This window comes from Streptomyces sp. NPDC050997 (assembly GCF_040660135.1).
Classification (GTDB): Bacteria; Actinomycetota; Actinomycetes; order Streptomycetales; family Streptomycetaceae; genus Streptomyces.
Genome location: NZ_JBFAGK010000001.1, coordinates 207915 through 224048 on the forward strand (window position 1 = coordinate 207915; position 16134 = coordinate 224048).

The 16134-nt window shown below is 71.5% G+C and carries 14 protein-coding genes; 5 read left to right on the plus strand and 9 right to left on the minus strand.

Going from position 1 to position 16134, the window contains the following annotated elements:
• Positions 1–618 carry a (2Fe-2S)-binding protein gene (locus AB0H86_RS00975; RefSeq protein ID WP_362431299.1) on the minus strand — a complete coding sequence of 206 codons (618 nt, stop codon included), beginning with the start codon at positions 616–618 and terminating at the stop codon, positions 1–3.
• Positions 618–1505 carry an FAD binding domain-containing protein gene (locus AB0H86_RS00980; RefSeq protein WP_362431302.1) on the minus strand — a complete coding sequence of 296 codons (888 nt, stop codon included), beginning with the start codon at positions 1503–1505 and terminating at the stop codon, positions 618–620. The genes AB0H86_RS00975 and AB0H86_RS00980 overlap by 1 nt, the downstream gene beginning before the upstream one ends.
• Before the next feature lie 364 nt (positions 1506–1869).
• Here AB0H86_RS00980 and AB0H86_RS00985 point away from each other — a divergent pair, with 364 nt between their 5' ends.
• Positions 1870–3543 carry a PucR family transcriptional regulator ligand-binding domain-containing protein gene (locus AB0H86_RS00985; protein WP_362431304.1) on the plus strand — a complete coding sequence of 558 codons (1674 nt, stop codon included), beginning with the start codon at positions 1870–1872 and terminating at the stop codon, positions 3541–3543.
• 8 nt (positions 3544–3551) lie between these two features.
• Here the strand turns inward: AB0H86_RS00985 and AB0H86_RS00990 are convergent, their stop codons facing one another.
• Positions 3552–5195 carry an IS200/IS605 family accessory protein TnpB-related protein gene (locus tag AB0H86_RS00990; RefSeq protein WP_362431306.1) on the minus strand — a complete coding sequence of 548 codons (1644 nt, stop codon included), beginning with the start codon at positions 5193–5195 and terminating at the stop codon, positions 3552–3554.
• Positions 5192–5755 (minus strand): IS607 family transposase, encoded by a 564-nt coding sequence (locus AB0H86_RS00995; protein WP_362431308.1) that lies wholly within the window; start codon positions 5753–5755, stop codon positions 5192–5194. Before AB0H86_RS00995 ends, AB0H86_RS00990 begins: the two co-directional genes overlap by 4 nt.
• 399 nt (positions 5756–6154) lie before the next feature.
• On the opposite strand from AB0H86_RS00995, the gene AB0H86_RS01000 reads away from it, so the two are divergent.
• Positions 6155–6922 (plus strand): hypothetical protein, encoded by a 768-nt coding sequence (locus tag AB0H86_RS01000; RefSeq protein ID WP_362431310.1) that lies wholly within the window; start codon positions 6155–6157, stop codon positions 6920–6922.
• Positions 6923–6978: 56 nt separating this feature from the next.
• Here the strand turns inward: AB0H86_RS01000 and AB0H86_RS01005 are convergent, their stop codons facing one another.
• Positions 6979–7779, minus strand: coding sequence for a GntR family transcriptional regulator (locus AB0H86_RS01005; RefSeq protein ID WP_362431312.1), 801 nt, complete (start codon positions 7777–7779; stop codon positions 6979–6981).
• Between the two features lie 168 nt (positions 7780–7947).
• On the opposite strand from AB0H86_RS01005, the gene AB0H86_RS01010 reads away from it, so the two are divergent.
• Together AB0H86_RS01010 and AB0H86_RS01015 are read left to right on the plus strand one after the other, a co-directional pair.
• A complete protein-coding gene (locus AB0H86_RS01010) occupies positions 7948–8793 on the plus strand; it encodes a (2Fe-2S)-binding protein (RefSeq protein WP_362431314.1) in 846 nt (281 codons plus the stop codon).
• Between the two features lie 303 nt (positions 8794–9096).
• Complete coding sequence (locus AB0H86_RS01015; protein WP_362431317.1) at positions 9097–10143, plus strand: DUF2637 domain-containing protein; 1047 nt, start codon at positions 9097–9099, stop codon at positions 10141–10143.
• Between the two features lie 121 nt (positions 10144–10264).
• Here AB0H86_RS01015 and AB0H86_RS01020 read toward each other — a convergent pair whose 3' ends face one another.
• The 3 genes from AB0H86_RS01020 to AB0H86_RS01030 all read right to left on the minus strand — a co-directional run bounded on the left by AB0H86_RS01020 (position 10265) and on the right by AB0H86_RS01030 (position 12687).
• The gene (locus tag AB0H86_RS01020; protein ID WP_362431319.1) at positions 10265–10747 is read right to left on the minus strand and encodes an ATP-binding protein; all 483 of its coding nucleotides are present in this window, start codon (positions 10745–10747) and stop codon (positions 10265–10267) included.
• Positions 10748–11465: 718 nt separating this feature from the next.
• Positions 11466–11954: a hypothetical protein gene (locus AB0H86_RS01025; protein WP_362431321.1), complete on the minus strand. Its 489-nt coding sequence runs from the start codon at positions 11952–11954 to the stop codon at positions 11466–11468.
• A 115-nt stretch (positions 11955–12069) separates the two neighbouring features.
• Positions 12070–12687: a hypothetical protein gene (locus tag AB0H86_RS01030; RefSeq protein WP_362431323.1), complete on the minus strand. Its 618-nt coding sequence runs from the start codon at positions 12685–12687 to the stop codon at positions 12070–12072.
• A 175-nt stretch (positions 12688–12862) separates the two neighbouring features.
• On the opposite strand from AB0H86_RS01030, the gene AB0H86_RS01035 reads away from it, so the two are divergent.
• Positions 12863–14320, plus strand: a complete 1458-nt coding sequence (locus AB0H86_RS01035; protein WP_362431325.1) for a helix-turn-helix domain-containing protein — start codon at positions 12863–12865, stop codon at positions 14318–14320.
• Between the two features lie 8 nt (positions 14321–14328).
• Here the strand turns inward: AB0H86_RS01035 and AB0H86_RS01040 are convergent, their stop codons facing one another.
• Complete coding sequence (locus AB0H86_RS01040) at positions 14329–16071, minus strand: pyruvate dehydrogenase (RefSeq protein WP_362431326.1); 1743 nt, start codon at positions 16069–16071, stop codon at positions 14329–14331.
• Positions 16072–16134 lie beyond the last annotated feature (63 nt).

Consider the following 16134-nt stretch of genomic DNA (forward strand, 5'->3'; position numbering starts at 1 on the left):
TCAGACCGCCTCTCCCTGCCGGGCGGCCGCCAGGCGAACCGCGTCCATGATCTTCTCGTAGCCGGTGCAGCGGCACAGGTTTCCCGAGAGCGCCTCGCGGATGTCCGCGTCGGTCGGGTTCGGGTTGCGCTCCAGCATCTCGTCGGCGGCGACCAGCAGCCCCGGGGTGCAGAAACCGCACTGGACGGCTCCGGCGTCGATGAACGCCTGCTGGATCGGGGCGAGTTCGGTGCCCTCGCCGGTGTGGGAGTCATGGCCCTCGGCGGCCCACCCCCTGGCCTCGTCGAGCGAGGTGCCACCGGAAGCGGACGCACCGGCGCCGGCACCGGCACCGGCACCGGAGGCGCAACCGCCGTGCTCGGCGCGCTGCTTGGCGAAGTCCGCGAGCCCTTCGACGGTGACGACCTCGCGGCCCTCCACCTGGCCCGCGGCGACCAGGCAGGAACACACGGGTACGCCGTCGAGGCGGACGGTGCACGACCCGCACTCCCCCTGCTCGCAGGCGTTCTTGGAACCCGGCAGGCCGAGCCGCTCGCGCAGCACGTACAGCAGGCTCTCGCCCTCCCACACGTCGTCGGCTTCCTGCGGACGCCCGTTGACCGTGAAACTGACGCGCATTACGCGACTCCCTCCGTGGTGGCGGCTGCGCGGTACGACTCCCAGGTCCAGGTCAGGGTGCGGCGGGCCATGATGCCGACCGCGTGGCGGCGGTAGCTCGCCGTGCCCCGGACGTCGTCGATCGGGTTGCAGGCGCCCGCGCACAGGTCCGCGAACTGCTTGGCGACCGACGGGGTGATGATCTTCCCGTTGTCCCAGAAGCCGCCCTCTTCGAGCGCCGCGTTCAGGAACTCCTCCGCGGCCTTCGCCCGGACGGGGGTCGGGGCGGCCGAGCCGATGCCGGTACGGACCGTGCGCGAGGACGGGTGCAGCGCGAGCCCGAAGGCGCACACCGCGATGACCATGGCGTTGCGCGTACCTACCTTGGAGAACTGCTGCGGGCCGTCCGCCTTCTGGATGTGGACGGCCCGGATCAGCTCGTCGGCGGCGAGCGCGTTGCGCTTCACTCCGGTGTAGAACGCGCCGATGGGGATCAGCCGGGATCCCCGTACGGACTCCACCTCGACCTCGGCGCCGGCCGCCAGCAGCGCGGGATGGGCGTCGCCGGCCGGGGACGCGGTGCCGAGGTTGCCGCCGACGCCCCCTCGGTTGCGGATCTGCGGGGACGCGACCGTGTGCGAGGCGAGGGCCAGCCCCGGAAGCTCGGCGCGCAGCCGGTCCATGATCGTCGAGTACGGGACGGAGGCGCCCAGCCGCACACTCTCCGCGCCGACCTCCCACTCGTAGAGGTCGCCGACGCGGTTCAGGTCGAGCAGGTATTCGGGCCGGCGGTGGTCGAAGTTGATCTCGACCATCACATCGGTGCCACCCGCAATCGGCACAGCGGCGGGGTGCTCGGCCTTCGCGGCGAGCGCCTCCTCCCAGCTGGCGGGGCGAAGGAAGTCCATGACCGGCTCTCTTCTTCGTCTCGTGAGTCGTGCGGATCGAGCCAATCCGTGTGCGGCGGGCCCGGCTCGTTCATGTCCTGTTTACGCGGAGTGATGCCAGTACACAGCGCCGTGCGCCGACCGGGTCAGTCACGGAAACCATGAAGGAGTTGGCTGGCCAGGCGGGCCATCTTGTAGATTCATATGAACGGAGGACACCAGTAACCTCCGCGTTCTCCTGTGGAAACGCGCGACACAACACGTGTGACCTGGGACACAGCCTCGGAGACGGAGACTGGCGCTCCCACCCAACGGGATCGTCCCCCACACCACGGGACCTCTGACTTCATCGTAGATTTCGAGACAAAGATCGGCGGCGACGAGAATGCGCCTGCGCGCACTGCTGGACACCGACGCGCTGGGCCTGCGGCTGCTCGGCGGCGAGGACGAGCTGGACCGCACCGTGCGGGGTGTGATGACCACCGACCTCCGCGACCCCAGCCGCTACCTCTCGGGCGGGGAACTGGTGCTCACGGGCCTGGCCTGGCGCGGGAACGCGGCGGACTCCGAGCCGTTCGTACGGATCCTGGTGCAGGCCGGGGTGACCGCCCTGGCCGCCGGCGAGGCCGAGCTGGCGCACGTCCCGGACGACCTGGTCGTCGCGTGTGCCCGGCACCGCCTCCCGCTCTTCGCCGTGCACGAGTCGGTGGCGTTCGCGACGATCACCGAGCACGTCGTACGGCAGGTCTCCGGCGAGCGGGCCGGTGACCTCGCGGCCGTGGTAGACCGGCATCGCCGGATGATGACCTCGGGTCCGGCGGGCGGCGGCCCGGACGTGGTCCTGGACCTGCTCGGCTCGGACCTGGATCTGCGGGCCTGGGTGCTGTCCCCGGCCGGCCGTCTGATCGCCGGCCCCAAGGTCGGCGGCCCCGGTCTGCCCGCCGACGTGTGCGCGCGGCTCGCGGCCGAGCACCTGGCGGCCGCCCGCACGGGCCGGCGCGGCCCGCACCGCGTCACCCTCGGCTCCGCCACCTACTCCCTGTTCGCGGTCCGCGGCGGCGGGCGCTCCCCACAAGGCCCCCGGGACGTCCGCGAGACGATGCTGTCGGAGTGGCTGCTGGCCGTGGAGGCGGACGCCGGGGACTGGCCGGAGGAACGCCTGGACCTGCTGCACGGCGTCACCCAGCTGATCGCGGTGGAACGGGACCGCCGGGACGCCGCCCGCACGGTCCGCCGCCGACTGGCCCAGGAGATCCTGGAGCTGGTGCAGGCGGGCGCCGCCCCCGGCGAGATCGCCGCCCGGCTGCGGGTGGCCGCCCCCGTGCTGCTGCCCGGCCAGGGCACGGCCCCGCACTGGCAGGTGGTCGTGGCTCGCGTCGAATGGCAGGGCGGCGACCTGGAAGGGGGCCCGGTGGCCCAGTCCCTGCTGGAGGAGATCCTGGTCGACCCGCTCGCCACCGGCCCCGAGCCCTCCGACCGTATCGCCGTGGCCCACACGGGTGACGAGGCCGTCGCCCTGGTCCCTCTGCCGGCGGTCCCCTCGGAGCACGACGGCTCGGAGACCGGCATCCTCGCCGACGTCCTGCTGGAGTCCGTACGCGACCCGCTGTCGGCCGGCCTCGACGACGACGGCCGGGTCACCCTCGGGGTCAGCGCGTCCGTCCACTCGGCGGAGGGTCTGCGCGGCGCCCTGGAGGAGGCCCGGCACGCCCGCCGGGTGGCCGCCGCCCGCTCGGGGCGGGTCTGCGCGGCCGGCCATCAGGAGCTGGCCTCCCACGTCCTGCTGCTGCCCTTCGTCCCCGACGACGTCCGCCGCGCCTTCACCGCCCGCCTCCTGGATCCGCTGCGCGACTACGACCGCCGCCACCGCGCCGAGCTGATCCCCACCCTGGAGGCCTTCCTCGACTGCGACGGCTCCTGGACCCGCTGCGCGACCCGTCTGCACCTGCACGTCAACACGCTGCGCTACCGGGTCGGGCGGATCGAGCAGTTGACGAGCCGCGACCTGTCCCGCCTCGAGGACAAGCTGGACTTCTTCCTGGCACTGCGCATGAGCTGAAACCGTTCCTAAAAACTGAGCGGGAGTGAGTCCTGTTGCCAGGACCCATGCTCAGCCGCGTGTCCCGAACGGTGTTGGGCACGCTGGTTCCCCGCTGTGACTGCACGGCCGGTCGCCGCCCTCTGGGGGCTGGTTCCGTTCCGTGTCCGGCGGAGTTCCTCACGCCCCCGGGTGCCACGATCGGCCTGGACGGTCCGATGCCCGCCACCATCGCTCTGGTGGTGGCGGGGCGGTTTCGTCCGTCGCCGGATCGGGTGGCCGAGGGCGCGCCTTCCGATCGCGATGCCCGCCGCGTCGTGGCGGGTCATCGCACGCTTGCTGCTGGTCAGGGGTGTCTTCCAGTGCCCGGCGCCCCACTGGGAGGTGTACGCCGGGTCGACGGCGACCAGTGCCAGGCCGTGCTCGGCGGCCATGTTCACCAGCCTGGCCTTGACCTTTCCGGTGGGAATGCCGTGGATGAGCTGCCGGAACCGCTTCTTGCGGCCGAACGTCTCGCGGGTCCTGCCGTCGGAGAAGTCGAGGTCTTCGACGGCGATCGCGGTGACGCCGGTCCGGGAGGCCCAGCGCAGCAACTGGCTGAGCGCATGGCGCAGCTGCGCGTCGCGGTGGTCCGCCGAGCCGGTGAGGTCGTAGGTGAACCGGTGTGGGTTGCCGGCCGGGTTGCCGTACGCATCGAGGCGGTACGCGGCGAAGTGGTCGGCGTTGGTGTCCACACCGATCAGCCCGCCCGCCCGAGCCGCCTTCAACCCGATGCTCTGCACGGCGAGGGGCTTCCACGATGCGGGCAGGTACCAGCGGCCCTTGGCCACGTCGTAGTGGATCTCGTACGCGACCGCGCGGTTGTGGGCGATGCGGTCGGCCCACTCCTCGCCCCGGTGGTGGAACGCGACGCGGCTGGTCAGGACGTACCGGCCACGCGGGCTGTTGGCCAGGTACTCCAGCGGCTTGGGCAGCTTGATCGAGACCTCGCCGTCCGGGGCGACGGGGATCGTCTCGTTCCCGAACCGCTTCCCCGACTCGCCGTCCGCGCTCAAAAACCAGCGGGCGGCTTCCCAGCGTTCCCGCCATCGGGTCTCGGTGAGTTGGGCGGCGGCCAGGTTGTGCCGGTTGTTCGCGAGTCTCTTCCCGCCGCGCACGACGTGCACCAGTCCGGTTGCGATGTCCTCCTGAACGGCCTCGAGACGGGCCTTGAGGATGTGGAGCCGGCGGGATTTGCGAAACCACTCCGCCTGCGACCGGTACCCACCTGGCCTGCCCTTCGTGCCCTTCTCCCCGACCGGGAGGGACAGGCGGTGCCCAAGCATGCGGATGCCGTCGGTGAGCTTGTCGCGGTATGCGAACTGGCCGCGCCGGGCCAGGGCGTACTGGTCGTGAGTGCCCTTAGTGAGGGCACCGGCCCACCGCGACGACGACTGGGCGGTCAGTTCCTGCTTGCGGGTGGCCCAGGTCTGGCTGGTGCGCTCGAAACCGGCCCGCGAGTACAGGGCGAGGTCAGCGGCTGCGAGAGAACCGAGGTGGGCGCCAACCAGGCGCAGGACCTTGTCGTCCTGGAGTGCGAGGTCCTTGAACCGGTCACGGATCGCCACACCCGTCGCGTCCTGGACCACGAACGGGTCCCGGATTGGACGCAACGGCTGCTTACGCTTGCTCACTCCGCGGCCGCCTCAAGTGCTTTCTGCGCCCGGTTCCTCGCCGAGCGGCGGCCGCCACAGAACGAGGTCAGGACCTCGGTCATGTCGCGGACCACGTCGTCCTCGACCTCACCTTCGTCGAGGACGACCAGGCGGCGTCCGTGCGCGGCCGCCGCCACCTCGACGAGCTCGACATTCATCCGGCCCAGGCGGTCCTTGTGCTCGACGACCACGGTCGTTACGGCCGGGTCAGCCAGCAGGCGTCGGACCTTCGCCCGCGCACCGTTCATGCCCGAGGCGATCTCCGACTCCACACGCACGACCCGGTGCCCAGTCTTCGCCGCGCACTTGGCGAGGCGCGCGGTCTGCCGCTCCAGGTCAGCCTCCTGATCGTGAGAGAAGACCCGGGCGTACAGGCCCACACCACCGGTGACATCAACAGCCTGGCCGGCCTCGATGTTCACCAGGATCGTGCGCGGACCCACCCGCATCGCGGGCACCGGCAGCGTTCCTTCACGAAACCAGCGGCGCGCGGTCTGCGGGTGGCCCCCCTGGACCCTCGCCCACTCAGTCAGATTCACAATCCCGACCGTAAGGAGCACTTACCCATGAACGCTCATGATCGCTCGTTCTTCACTAGAACGAGCGCAGTTCAAACCCCGAGGCCCACAGAGTCCCACGACTTTGTGAAATCCTTCACCCACCCTCTTGGCCCGGCCCATCAATTCGTGCTGAGATGCGGCCACCACTCAAAGCTCGATGGCGCGCTGGGCCTGTCCTTCGGATCAGGTCGATGTGGAGAGGCTGTGCTTGGCGACGCCGGTGAGCGGGGCTTGGTGCGTGCGGCTGCAAGGCGGAAGAGGGAGTCGGAGCGGAGCTTCGGCGGCCTGACGACGCCGCAGATGCGCGTGCCGAGCCCCGCGACCCCGAGCTGATCCGAAGGACAGGACCTTGGGGAGGGCAATGTGGCGTATCCCGCCATGTCTGGTTACGGAACGACGGCCGGTGACGATCCACTCCAGACCGCGGTATGGCGGCTGCGCTCACGCGCCTGCTGGGACGACGCGGCGGCGCTGCTCCAGCCGGTCACCGCACCGGCCGCGCTCCAGCGGGCGTCGTTGCTGGTGGAGCGGTGTCTGTACACCGAGTTGGGCTGGGAGGAGGCCGAGGACGCGCTGCGCACGGCCGAGGCGCTGGCCCACGGGGACGAGGAGCGGGGGGCGGCGGCTTGTGAACGCGGGCAACTCGCGTACGCGGCGACGCTGCACGGCGTGCGCGACCGGGCCGACGAGGCGCGGGCCGCGCTGGGGCGGGCGGCGGCGCTGATCCCTCCGGGGGCTCCGCGGCGGGCGCTGCTCGACTTCCGCCGAGGCCTGCTGGCGGAGAACCTCACGCGCTCTCCGCAGGCGGCGCGTGCCGCGTACCGCAGGGCCCACGCGGGCGCCACCGCCCACTCCAACCCGCTGCTGCTCTCCTTCACCTGGCGCCACCTCGCCGGACTCGCCCTGCGGGAGGGCGAGTTGGCGGAGGCACGGCACGGCTTCAGCGAATCCCTCCGGATCCGCGAGGAGTTGGGCTACCTGGTGGGCACGGCCCCCGCGCTGGTGTCCCTGGCGGACGCCGAGGTGGACCCGGAGGCCTCCCGACTCCGCGAGGAGGCCCGACGGCTGTACCGACTACTCGGAGGCGTACCCACCTGGCTGGCCGGCCAGTTGACCCCACCCTCGGCGGGAGCGGCGACGGCTTAGACCTGGGCCGACACTCGGCGGGCCGGCCGGCGGCCCAAGCCACGGTGGGCCGGTGGTCAGACCGTCCCGGTGAAGTGCTGCCCCACCAGCGACCGCACCACGTCCAAGTCCCGCGCGGTCAGCGCCTCCAGCAGTTCCAGGTGTTCCGCCGCGTCCGCGACCAGGTCGGCCCGGCCCCTGATGCCGGGGCCGCCGACCAGCGGCCACTGCGCGCGGCGGTGCAGATCCTCGGAGATCTGCACCAGCTGCTCGTTGCCCGCGAGCGCCAGCAGGGCCCGGTGGAAGGCCCGGTCGGACTCGGCGTACGTCGCCGGGCACCCGGAGTACGCCGCCCGGACCGTGGCCTCGGCGAGCGGACGCAGCCGGCTCCAGCGCTCCGCCGGTACCGTGCGGGCCAGCCGCAGCATCACCGGCACCTCGATCAGGGCCCGCACCTCCGCCAGTTCCGCCAGCTCCCGCGCCCCGCGCTCCACCACTCGGAACCCGCGGTTCGGCGCGACCTCGACCGCGCCCTCCAGCGCGAGCTGCTGCATCGCCTCCCGCACGGGCGTGGCCGAGACCCCGAACCGCTCCCCCAGCGCGGGCGCCGAGTACACCTCGCCGGGCCGCAGCTCGCCCGCCACCAGCGCGGTGCGCAACGCGTCGAGGATCTGCCCGCGCACCGAGGACCGCTGAACGGCCGGACGGGGCCGGGGAATCGGCGCCTCGCTGTGGGTGTGTTCACCGCGCACGGCCCCGGGGTCGGCGCACCTCTCCCGGTCCACGTCCGCGGCCCTGAGCTGCGGCGGCACCCGCACCGCGCCGACGGGGAGTTCCGGACCCCCCGTCTCGGTGGAGCCCTGCGCGACCTGCTCCACGGGTCCTCCTGGGGACGTGTCGGTACTTGGGGTCATTACGGCGGGTTGTTACTCGCCCGTCAAGCACCTTAGGCGCAGAAGCCACCAGTTCAAATCTCATCGACTTTAGGTAAGGTAAGGCTACCTTTAGCCCGCCCTGTCAGCCCGTCATGGATCGGTGGTCCCGGCATGCCTGTGACGCCCACGGCCCTCACGGACGCGTACTCCCGTCTGACCGAGGCCCTCCCGGGGCTCACCGTCACCGAGCTGGACCCCGCGGACCGACTCCCCGACAGCCGTGGCTGGATCACCGCCGCCGCCCTCGCCGAGGGCGGCGCGGGCCTCGACGCCTTCCTGGCCTGGGACGACGCACAGGTGCTGCGGGACCACGGCCGCCCCGCCCGCCCGGACGTGATCGCCGGCTTCGGCCTGCACCGCTACGCCTGGCCCGCCTGCCTGCTGATCACCGCGCCGTGGTTCCTGCATCGCCGCGTCCCCCGCTACCCCGTGACCCACGTGTCGTACGACCGCACCGCGGGCCCCATGGCCTTCGCCGTACGCCCCGGCCCCTTCGCCTGCCTTCCGGGCGACCCGGCGGCGCGGCACCCCGACGCCCGCGTGGTCCCGGACGAGGAGGCACTGCGCGCCGAGGTCCGGTACGCGGTCGCCGAGCACCTGGAACCCGTCCTCGCCGCTTTCGGCCCCCGGATGCGCCGCCGCGGGCGCGCCCTGTGGGGGATGGTGACCGACGAGATCGTGGAGAGCCTCTGGTACGTCGCCGAACTGCTCGGCGAGCACGAGCAGCGGCGGGCCGAGCGCGAACTGGAGCTGCTACTGCCGGGAGCGACCAAGCCCTACGTCGGCTCGGCCGCCTTCCGCCGGCTGACCGGACCGGCGGGCCGACCGCTGTCCACCCGGGACCGGGCGAGCTGCTGCATGTACTACACGCTGGACCCCGAGGACACCTGCGTCACATGTCCGCGCACCTGCGACGCGGACCGGGTAGCCAAACTCACGGCGGCCGCCGCCAGTTGAGGGACCCTCAGGTCGGGACGGCGGACGACGTCCCGTAAGATCACCCTCGATCTGGCCACCCGTACGGTTACAGGCAATTCACAATTTCCTCACCGGTCCCGGGAACTTTCCGTGGAACCACTCGTACGGGTAGTCTTATTCGAACTCAACTCCCGCCCCTCACGCGGCAGTTCGAGCAGAACGCCGCCCTGGGCAATCCCTTGCACTTCCTTGGCGGCCTCTTGCCCCGAAACCCCCTGAGGGCCGATCGGATTGGGCCACTATGGCGGGCGTTACGCCCTATCCCAATGCAAGGGACCCCAGATGAGACTTACCGACATATCGCTGAACTGGCTGCTTCCGGGCGCCGTACTGCTCCTGGGCATGCTGGCGGCGGTAGCGGTGCTCGCGCGCGGCAAGCGCTCCTCAGGGGCGAAAGCGAGCGAGGACGACTCGTGGGAGCGCAGCGAGGAGCGCCGCAGGCGCAAGGAAGCCCTGTACGGCACCGCCTCCTACGTCTTGCTGTTCTGCTGCGCGGCGGTGGCCGCCGCACTCTCCTTCCACGGCCTGGTCGGCTTCGGCCAGCAGAACCTCAACCTGTCCGGCGGCTGGGAGTACCTGGTCCCGTTCGGCCTGGACGGCGCGGCGATGTTCTGCTCGGTCCTCGCGGTGCGCGAGGCCAGCCACGGTGACGCCGCGCTCGGCTCCCGGATACTCGTATGGACGTTCGCGGGCGCCGCGGCCTGGTTCAACTGGGTGCACGCGCCCAGGGGCCTCGGCCACGACGGTGCGCCGCAGTTCTTCTCCGGCATGTCCCTGTCCGCGGCCGTCCTCTTCGACCGCGCGCTGAAGCAGACCCGCCGGGCCGCCCTGCGCGAGCAGGGTCTGGTGCCGCGTCCGCTGCCGCAGATCCGCGTCGTCCGCTGGATGCGGGCGCCCCGCGAGACGTACAGCGCCTGGTCGCTGATGCTCCTGGAAGGCGTGCGCAGCCTCGACGAGGCCGTCGACGAGGTCCGCGAGGACAAGCGTCAGAAGGAGGCGGCCCGACTGCGCCGCCGCGACAAGGAGCGGGTCGACCGGGCGCAGCTCAAGGCGATCAGCCGGGGCCACCGCGGCTTCGTCGGCCGCGGCCGGCAACTGGAGGCGCAGGCCACCCTGGAGCGGGCCTCGGAGCGGGCCACCGCGGAGCCTGCCATATCGGCGCCGGAGCCACTGCCCGTGCGCGCGCGTCCCTCCCTCGAGCCCGTCCGCAGCGGATCTGAGTCCGCCACCCCCTCCGTCGACCTCACCGCCGAGGACGACACCATGGCCCTGCCGCGCCTCGACTCCCTGGAGCGCAAACTCAAGGACCTGGAGCGTCAGTTCGGCTAGGGACACCGGCCGAGACACATGACACGGGACGGGGCGCGGCTCGCATGAGCCGCGCCCCGTCCCGTGTCATGTGGCGTGTCGTGTGGTGCGGTTGGTGCGGTGTGGTTGGTGCGGTGTGGTGTCAGGCGATGCCCGCGTCCAGCTCGAACCACACCGCCTTCCCCACCCCGTGCACCCGCACGCCCCACGCGTCCGCGAGGGACTGCACCAGGAGCAGGCCCCTGCCGTGCGTGCCGTCGTCGGCGATCGGTACGCACACCCGGGGCCTGCGGGCCACGAAGTCCCGCACCTCCACCCTGAGACCACGGGGTCCGACGGTCGCCGTCAGAACCGCGTCGTGGTCGGTGTGGACGAGCGCGTTGGTGACGAGCTCACTGGTCAGCAGCTCCGCGACCTCCGCTCGTCCGGGCCTGCCCCAGTGCCGTAGCAACTCCCGCAGCGCCCTGCGCGCCTCGGGCACCGCCCCCAGGTCCGCCCGTCCGAGTCTGCGGTTGAGCCGCGGTGCCTGCGCCTCGTCCCCGGCGCTGTCGGCCTCTTCCTCCACTGTCTCCGCCGAGAAGGCCCCTATCGCGATGGGACCGCCTCCTCGTGCCTGCCTCTCCATGACCCCCGCCCGCGTGCCGATGTCGGTTCCCCTCCTGCTCGAACACGTTCACGGGGATCCTTGCCCATTGGCCCACAGGCCAGTCATGTCGAATCCTCAACCACCAGGTGTTCGGCCACGGGTGTGCCGCTGTCGGCCGGGCGGACGACACCCCGGACGGCACCGTCCGAGCCGCCGGGAGTCGCGGGGCGCGCGCCGCCGCTTCGACACGGTGATCGGCCTGGGATGTCCGGGGGACCGGTCCCGGTCTCCGGGCCCAGAAACCGCCGTACGACGACGCCGGAACGCCACTGGAGCATCCGCCCACGCAACCGTCACCTGCCGATCGCCGCCGCGGCGAGTGGAGGCGGACCGATGCGTCCGCTCCCGGGGGCGGCGGCCGCCCCAGCCGTCCCGCACGGCTTCGAGACACGCGCCCGAGGGACCGTGACCGCGGACGATGGGCCCATCCACCGGCTCCGGTCCGTCGACCTCGCCGTACCCGACGAAGAGGTGTGGCGGTTGGTCCCGGACGTCGGGGTGCGAGGAGATCCGACTGTCTCCCGCTCGTGAAACTGGCCGGAATCCAGTGGTCGCTCACCCGCGAACTCGACGGGCTCGCAACGGTGGTGCGGTGGTACGGCTGCTGGAACGGCCGCGGCACGAGGCCCCCCGCCTCCGTACCGCGGCCGTTCCAGGCCCCACCCGGCTGCGGTGGGCTCGGGAACCGCTACGTGGCCTACTTGCCGGCGACGCCCTTCGTACCGATGTGGAAGATCTTGTGGCCGCCGTCCATGTCGACGACGAGCTTGGTCGTCTCGCCGCCGCCCCAGGTGAGGGTGACCACGGCCTCGGTGTAGTCCGCGGTGCCGTTGTCGGTGACCTTCCACGCGAGCGGGACGTTCTGGGCCCGCAGGACGCCGTTGGCGTGCTCCTTCGCCTCCCAGGCCGCCAGTTCCTTCTGGAAGCCGGCGCTGAGGTAGTTCTGGCGCAGCGCGTCCGCCAGCCTGCCGCCGTCGTCGTCCGCGTCGGTCACGGCGTCGATGTACGCGCCGTAGAAGTCGGCGATGCGGGTGACGTTGTCGGACGGCTTGCCGCTGACGGAACGCGGTGCGCCGGCGGATGCCTGGGCCGTGACACCGAGGCCGAGGGCCAGGGCGAGGGCCGCGGCCGCGGCGGCGGTAGCGCGGCGCGTGGCGGTGCGGCGCGTGGTCGTGTCGCGGTTCATGTGAGTGTTCCCCGGTTTCGTACGTGCTGTGGTCGATGTCGGTGCGGTGCGGGCCGCCCTCCCGACCCCCGTGGCGGGAGGGCGGCCCTGGTCTTGTGTGGTGGTCGCGCGACGGTCAGCGGAGCTTGTTGACGGCGGCCGTCGTCGTCTTCTTGAAGGCCTTGACCGGCGCGTCGCCGAAGTCGCCCATCTGGCCCCAGTCCACGACCGTCACGGTCCGGCCGTCCCGGCCCACGGAGAGGAGGCTGATGTCGGTCGCGCCCCAGGAGGTCTCGGTGTGCAGGCCGTGGACGTGGGCGCCCTCCTCGACGGGCAGCGTGCCGTAGTCCCTGCTGGTGGCCTCGATCTCGGGGTCGGCCCCCTCGATCCGTACCGGGCAGGACTTGATGTCCTTGTTCAGCGCCGAGACCAGGGACTTCGCCGAGCCGGTGTCCGGCAGGACGACGGTGATCTGCCGGGCGTTCGTCTCGAGGTCGGTCCGGAAGTCGCGGTACCACACGTTCTCGTGGCCCGGCAGCGCCCGCAGACAGGGGTCCCACTCAAGGTCCTCCGGCTCACCGACGGTGATCTTGCCGGCCGTCCAGGACGAGGTGGGGTGGGGCGGCAGGTCCGCGGCCGAGAGGAAGCCGGGTCTACTCGTGGCGGCGGCCGCCGGATCGGCGAGCACGGCGCCGAGCGTGAGGCCCGTGACGGCGAGAACGGTGAGCGCTCCTGCTCGGGTGCTGTGTGACATGGGTGTCCCCCGTGAACGAGTGCATGAGTGTGGGATGGCGCCCTGGCGGCGGATGGTCGGTCCGGCCCTGGTCGGTGCGACACCAAGAGCATCAGCCGTCCTTGGGGCCGGCTGCAACCGTCCTCGCCCGATCGGCCGCGGTGGAACCATCCCAGGCCATCTGACGTGCAGGTACATGGAGTGCCTGGGATGCCGTCCTTGGCCCGACGAAGACGGGGGAACGGTGTCTACGGGGGACGACGTAGCAGAGTTCGCGGCGCTGCTGAGAGAACTGAAGGCCCGTACGGACCGCAGTTACGGCTCGCTGGCGCGGCGCCTGAACATGAACACCTCGACGCTGCACCGCTACTGCTCGGGGGACGCGGTGCCCCTGGACTTCGCTCCCGTGGAACGGTTCGCGGCGTTCTGCGCGGCCACACCCGAGGAACGGCTCGAACTGCACCGCCGATGGCTCCTCGCCGCGGCGGCCCGCCGGCGCCCACGAACCGCCGACGGCGCCACGGAGGACGCGGCGGACGGAGCGGACGACATGTCGGGACCGGGTGACGACACGCCAGATCCGGGCAAGGGAACGCCGGAACTGATCGAAGGTGCCGAGGGTTCCGTGGCCGCGCCCGGTGCGGGATCCGGCGTCGTCGTTCCGGGCGCGGGCTCCCGGCCTGGTGTGGGCGAGCAGCGGCCGTCGGCCGACCGTCCCTGGTACCGCCGTCGGCAGGCCCTGCTCGGCGCGGCCGTGGCGACCGTGCTCCTGGCGACGCTGGGCAGTCTGGCGGCCCTGTCGGCGGACCGTCCTCCGGCCGACACCGTCGGCACCGCCCCGGACCGGGCCCCTACGACGGACACGGACAAGCCCCACCGCCCCGCGTACACCACCCTCAGCCCCTCCCCCAGCGCCTCGCCCGGCCGCTCCTCGACATCGTCGCCCTCGCCCTCAGCCGACGCGCGGGCTTCCACGACCCCCGGGAAGAAGAACGGCCCGTCGGCGGCCGCACAGGGCGACGCCCCCGCGTCCGACGTCCAGCCCCTCGCCTGGACCGCCGACTCCCAGGTCTGGAACCTGGGCTGCGGCCACGACTACGTGATCGACAAGACGCCCCAGCAGGTCCCACCGCCCCCGGTCCAACAGGACGCCGGCACATGGGCGGCGACCCAGGACGCGGTGCACGGGCACGAGACGATCGTGCGGATCTCGGTGCAGGGCCGGTCGTCGACGGCCGTGGTCCTGGACGCGCTACGGGTCCGCGTCGTCGGCCGTGCCGCGCCCGCCTCCGGCAACGCCTTCGCCATGGACCAGGGCTGCGGCGGCGAGCTCACGCCCAGGTCCTTCGCCGTGAACCTCGACGCCGACCGGCCCGTCGTCCGCTCGCTTCCCGGCGCCGACAGCGAACACACCATCCCCGCGGTGCACTTCCCCTACCGGGTCTCCGCCGAGGATCCCGAGGTACTGCTGGTCAGCGCGCAGACCGACACCTGCGACTGCCAGTGGTACCTGGAACTCGACTGGTCCTCCCAGGGCCGCTCCGGCACGATCCGCATCGACGACCACGGCCGCCCGTTCCGCACCAGCGGCATCAAGGGCCTGCCGCGGTACATGTACGACACCTCCGGACGCCGTTGGACGCCCTATGCCTAGGGCGGACCTCAGAGACGTGGCATGTTCCGGAGGTTGGAGCGGGCCATCTGCAGCATGCGGCCGACTCCGCCGTCCAGCACGATCTTCGAGGCGGACAGAGCGAAGCCGGTCACCATGTCGGCGCTGACCTTCGGCGGGATGGACAGGGCGTTGGGGTCGGTGACGATGTCGACGAGGGCCGGGCCCTTGTGCTTGAAGGCGTCCTTCAGGGCGCCGGCGAGGTCCTTGGGCTTCTCGACCCGCACACCATGGGCACCGCAGGCACGGGCGACGGCGGCGAAGTCGGGGTTCTTGTTCGTGGTGCCGTACGAGGGAAGTCCGGCGACCAGCATCTCCAACTCGACCATGCCGAGGGAGGAGTTGTTGAACAGGACGACCTTCACCGGGAGGTCGTACTGGACGAGGGTGAGGAAGTCGCCCATCAGCATGGAGAATCCGCCGTCGCCGGACATCGACACGACCTGCCGCTCACGGTCGGTGAACTGCGCGCCGATCGCCATGGGCAGCGCGTTCGCCATCGATCCGTGGGAGAAGGAACCGATCACGCGGCGGCGGCCGTTGGGTGAGATGTAACGGGCGGCCCAGACGTTGCACATGCCGGTGTCCACGGTGAACACCGCGTCGTCGTCGGCGAGTTCGTCGAGGACGGACGCCACGTACTCGGGGTGGATCGGCATGTGCTTGTCCACCTTGCGCGTGTACGCCTTGACGACCCCCTCCAGCGCGTCGGCGTGCTTCTTGAGCATCTTGTCGAGGAAGCGCCGGTTCTTCTTCTCCCGCACCCGCGGAACGAGACAGCGCAGGGTCTCGCGCACATCGCCCCACACGGCGAGGTCCAACTTCGAGCGACGGCCGAGGTGCTCGGGCCGGACGTCCACCTGGGCGATCTTGACGTCGTCGGGCAGGAACGCGTTGTACGGGAAGTCCGTGCCGAGCATGATCAGCAGGTCGCACTCGTGGGTGGCCTCGTAGGCGGCGCCGTAGCCGAGCAGACCGCTCATACCGACGTCGTACGGGTTGTCGTACTGGATCCACTCCTTGCCTCGCAGCGCGTGCCCCACCGGGGACTTGACCTTCCCGGCGAACTCCATGACCTCGGCGTGCGCGCCCGCCGTGCCGCTGCCGCAGAACAGGGTGATCCGGTCGGCCTCGTCGATCATCTCGACGAGCTTGTCGATCTCGGCGTCGCCGGGGCGGACGGTGGGCCGGGAGGTGACGAGGGCCGTCTCGGCGGCCTTGTCAGGGGCGGGTTGGTCGGCGATGTCGCCGGGGAGGGAGACGACACTGACGCCGGAGCGGCCGACCGCGTTCTGGATGGCGGTCTGGAGCAGCCGGGGCATCTGCTGCGGGCTGGAGATCAGCTCGCTGTAGTGGCTGCACTCCTGGAAGAGACGGTCGGGGTGGGTCTCCTGGAAGAAACCGAGACCGATCTCGCTGGACGGGATGTGCGAGGCGAGGGCGAGCACGGAGGCCATGGAGCGGTGGGCGTCGTAGAGGCCGTTGATGAGGTGGAGGTTTCCGGGGCCGCAGGAGCCCGCGCAGGCGGCGAGCTTGCCGGTGATCTGGGCCTCCGCCCCGGCCGCGAAGGCGGCGGTCTCCTCGTGGCGGACGTGCACCCAGTCGATGGCGGAGTTGCGGCGGACGGCGTCCACCACCGGGTTGAGGCTGTCCCCGACGACCCCGTAGAGGCGCTCGACTCCGGCGCGGACCAGGATGTCGACGAATTGTTCGGCAACGCTCTGTTTTGCCATGGTGCTCTCATGCCCCTTCGGTCTCCGGAGATCCCTGTGGGTTCCATGAATGCACAGCCGAGG

Excerpts from the sequence above, each read along its gene's own strand:
- AB0H86_RS01010 (WP_362431314.1), top strand. The coding sequence starts at position 7,948 with ATGCCTGTGACGCCCACGGCCCTCACGGACGCGTACTCCCGTCTGACC.
- AB0H86_RS00975 (WP_362431299.1), bottom strand. The coding sequence starts at position 618 with ATGCGCGTCAGTTTCACGGTCAACGGGCGTCCGCAGGAAGCCGACGAC.
- AB0H86_RS00980 (WP_362431302.1), bottom strand. The coding sequence starts at position 1,505 with ATGGACTTCCTTCGCCCCGCCAGCTGGGAGGAGGCGCTCGCCGCGAAG.
- AB0H86_RS01015 (WP_362431317.1), top strand. The coding sequence starts at position 9,097 with ATGAGACTTACCGACATATCGCTGAACTGGCTGCTTCCGGGCGCCGTA.
- AB0H86_RS00985 (WP_362431304.1), top strand. The coding sequence starts at position 1,870 with ATGCGCCTGCGCGCACTGCTGGACACCGACGCGCTGGGCCTGCGGCTG.
- AB0H86_RS01030 (WP_362431323.1), bottom strand. The coding sequence starts at position 12,687 with ATGTCACACAGCACCCGAGCAGGAGCGCTCACCGTTCTCGCCGTCACG.
- AB0H86_RS01035 (WP_362431325.1), top strand. The coding sequence starts at position 12,863 with ATGGAGTGCCTGGGATGCCGTCCTTGGCCCGACGAAGACGGGGGAACG.
- AB0H86_RS01000 (WP_362431310.1), top strand. The coding sequence starts at position 6,155 with ATGTCTGGTTACGGAACGACGGCCGGTGACGATCCACTCCAGACCGCG.
- AB0H86_RS01040 (WP_362431326.1), bottom strand. The coding sequence starts at position 16,071 with ATGGCAAAACAGAGCGTTGCCGAACAATTCGTCGACATCCTGGTCCGC.
- AB0H86_RS01020 (WP_362431319.1), bottom strand. The coding sequence starts at position 10,747 with ATGGAGAGGCAGGCACGAGGAGGCGGTCCCATCGCGATAGGGGCCTTC.
- AB0H86_RS01025 (WP_362431321.1), bottom strand. The coding sequence starts at position 11,954 with ATGAACCGCGACACGACCACGCGCCGCACCGCCACGCGCCGCGCTACC.